Source organism: Curtobacterium sp. A7_M15, assembly GCF_030705415.1.
GTDB lineage: Bacteria > Actinomycetota > Actinomycetes > Actinomycetales > Microbacteriaceae > Curtobacterium.
This window is the reverse complement of the sequence record NZ_JAUZED010000190.1, coordinates 1-2989: the sequence shown is the minus strand read 5'-3', so window position 1 is coordinate 2989 and position 2989 is coordinate 1. Positions and strand designations below refer to the sequence as shown.

Here is a 2989-nt window from a genome sequence, read left to right as displayed (position 1 = left end):
GCGCGCGCAGCTCGACGCGGTCGTGTCGTCCGCCGCTCCGGGGGCGCTGCGGCTCCTCGTGACGGCGGAGTCCGCGGGTGCGCTCGTGGCGGCCGAGATGCTCCACGCGGGGCTGCCCTGGCGTGCCGACGTGCACGAACGGCTGCTCGAGGACGCGCTCGGGCCGCGGGTGCCGCACGGGGTGCGACCTCGGCGGCTCGAGGAGATCGCCGCCGTCCTGCGCGAGCGTCTCGGCGACCCGTCGCTCAACCCGGACTCGCCCGCCGACGTCCTGAAGTCGTTGCGCCGAGCGGGCCTGATGGTCACGAGCACGCGGAAGTGGGAGCTGCAGGAGATCGAGCACCCGGCGATCGGGCCGCTGCTCGAGTACAAGCGGCTCGCCCGGTTGCTGACCGCGAACGGCTGGACCTGGCTCGACGAGTGGGTGCGTGACGGGCGCTTCCACCCCAAGTACCTGGTGGGCGGGGTCGTCACCGGGCGCTGGGCGGCTGACGGCGGGGGAGCGATGCAGCTGCCGAAGGGCATCCGTGCCGCGGTCGTCGCCGACGACGGGTGGAAGCTCGTGGTGGCGGACGCGGCGCAGCTGGAACCCCGCGTGCTCGCGGCGATGTCCGGCGACCGGGCGATGGCGGCCGCCGGGGACGGGCGCGACCTGTACGACGGCGTCGTGGCGTCCGGTGCGGTCGAGACCCGGCAACAGGCCAAGGGCGCGATGCTCGGCGCGATGTACGGGGCGACCCAGGGTGAGGGCGGCAGGCTGGTCCCGCGGCTCGCTCGCGCGTTCCCGGACGCCGTCCGCCTCGTCGAACGCGCCGCCCGCGCGGGGGAGCGGGGCGAACCCGTGACGACGCTGCTCGGTCGGACCTCGCCGGTGCCGGACGCCGCCTGGTTCGAGGCGCGGAACCAGGCCTACACGGTCGAGGGGACGGCGGCCATGCAGCGGGCGGTGGAGTCGCGGGCGCGCAGCTGGGGGCGGTTCACCCGGAACTTCGTCGTGCAGGGCACGGCCGCCGAGTGGGCACTGGCGTGGATGGGGGCGCTGCGCTCGCGGCTCGCCGGACGCTTCCCGGGGCCGGTGACGGACGGCCCGCACCTGGTGTTCTTCGTGCACGACGAGATCGTGGTGCACACGCCGGCCGAGCACGCCGAGTGGGTGGCGGAGCAGATCCGGGCCGCCGCTGCCGATGCCGGTCGGCTGCTCTTCCGCGACTTCCCGGTGGTGTTCCCGCTCTCGGTTGCCGTCGTCGACGACTACGGCGCGGCGAAGGACTGAGCGGCCGCGACTCGACCACGGCACCGCGAAGGACTGAGCGGCCGCGACTCGACCACGGCACCGCGAAGAACTGGACACCCGCACCCGCACATCGGGACTCGGGCAAGGTGGACCGATGCAGTCCGACCACACCGAGGCCCCCGACCAACGCGTCGGCGACGTCGACCTCACGACGTGGCGCACCCGCGCCGGCCGGGCGTCGGCGGACGGCTGGGCGGCGCTCGGCCACCGCTGGGGTGCGCTCCCGCTGCTCGTGGTCACCCTCGCGATCGGCATCGGGGTCGCCGCCACCGCGACCTGGGCGGCGTCCGAGGTGTACGACGCGGTGCGCGAGGCCGACGACGTCGCCGTGCTCGACCGCCCCGTGCTCGACTGGATGCTCACCCTCCGGTCGCCGACCGCCGACACCCTCGTGACGTGGTGGACGGACGTCGCCGGCACGATCGGGATGCCGATCGTCGCACTGGGGTTCCTCGTCGGGTTCACGATCCAGCGTCGGGCCTGGACGCCGCTCGTGCTGCTCGTCGCGGCAGCGGGCGGCTCCTTGCTCATGACGATCGCGGGGAAGGACCTCGTCGGTCGCGCCCGTCCGCCGCTCCGCGACGCCGTCCCGCCGTACGAGCACTCGCCGTCGTTCCCCTCCGGGCACACCCTCAACGCCACCGTGATCGTCGGGACGATCGTGTACCTGCTGCTCCTCCGCCAGTCGAGACTCGTGACCCGGGTGCTGACGATCGTCGCCGGGACGTTCTTCGTGGTCTCGGTCGGCATCTCGCGGGTGTTCCTCGGCCACCACTGGCTGACCGACGTCCTGGCGGCGTGGGCGCTCGGGCTCGCCTGGCTCGCGCTGGTGGTCACGGCGCACCGGCTCTACCTCACGGCGCTCCGCCGCGGTGCGAGACCCGTCAGGTCGTCCCGGTAGGTTGCCCGGCATGGAAGAACGGGTCTTCGGCGGTCGGTACCGAGTCACGGGAACGCTCGGGCACGGCGGCATGGCCTCCGTCTACCGGGCGGTCGACGAGCAGCTCGGACGCGAGGTGGCGGTCAAGGTCTTCCGCATCGGAGCGGTCGACCACGGCGAACGTGCCCGTGCCGAGGCGGAGATCCAGACCCTCGCGACGCTCCGCAGTCCGGCGCTCGTGACCCTGTACGACGCCGCGCTCGACGACGTCGACGGAGACTCGTACCTCGTGATGGAGCTCGTCCCCGGGAGCGACCTCGCGACCCGGCTGCGCGAGGGGCCGCTCGACCGGGCCACCGCCGCCGGCGTCGGGGCACAGGTCGCGGACGGCCTCGCGGCGGCGCACGCGCAGGGTGTGGTCCACCGCGACGTGAAGCCCGCGAACGTGTTGCTCGAGAGCGACGGTGTCCACGTCAAGCTCGCCGACTTCGGCATCGCCCTGCTGCGGGACGGCGCCCGCGCCACCCAGACCGGCACGGTGATCGGTACGGCGGCGTACATCGCGCCGGAGCAGGTCCTGGCGCAGCCCATCACCGGCAAGGTCGACGTCTACGCGCTCGGACTGATGCTCCTCGAAGCGCTCACCGGCAAGCAGCCGTTCCCGGGCACCGCGGTCGAGTCAGCGACCGCCCGCCTCGCCCGCGGCCCGGAGATCGACCAGCACCTGCCGACCGCCTGGCGCACGCTGCTGCACGTGATGACCGCGCAGGACCCGGCGGAGCGGCCCAGGGCTGCCGAGGCGGCGCAGCGACTGC

Annotated in this window: 3 protein-coding genes; all 3 read left to right on the top strand. The window is 74.0% G+C overall.

The genetic code is table 11. The features are described from left to right. Window positions 1-1273 (top strand): bifunctional 3'-5' exonuclease/DNA polymerase (locus Q7F20_RS18175; protein ID WP_305741461.1); only part of this gene is annotated, 1273 nt, incomplete at its 5' end. Between the two features lie 115 nt (window positions 1274-1388). Then, window positions 1389-2195, top strand: coding sequence for a phosphatase PAP2 family protein (locus Q7F20_RS18170; RefSeq protein WP_305741460.1), 807 nt, complete (start codon window positions 1389-1391; stop codon window positions 2193-2195). A 10-nt stretch (window positions 2196-2205) separates the two neighbouring features. Next, window positions 2206-2989 (top strand): serine/threonine-protein kinase (locus Q7F20_RS18165; protein ID WP_305741459.1); only part of this gene is annotated, 784 nt, incomplete at its 3' end.

Excerpts from the sequence above, each read along its gene's own strand:
- Q7F20_RS18170 (WP_305741460.1), top strand. The coding sequence starts at position 1,389 with ATGCAGTCCGACCACACCGAGGCCCCCGACCAACGCGTCGGCGACGTC.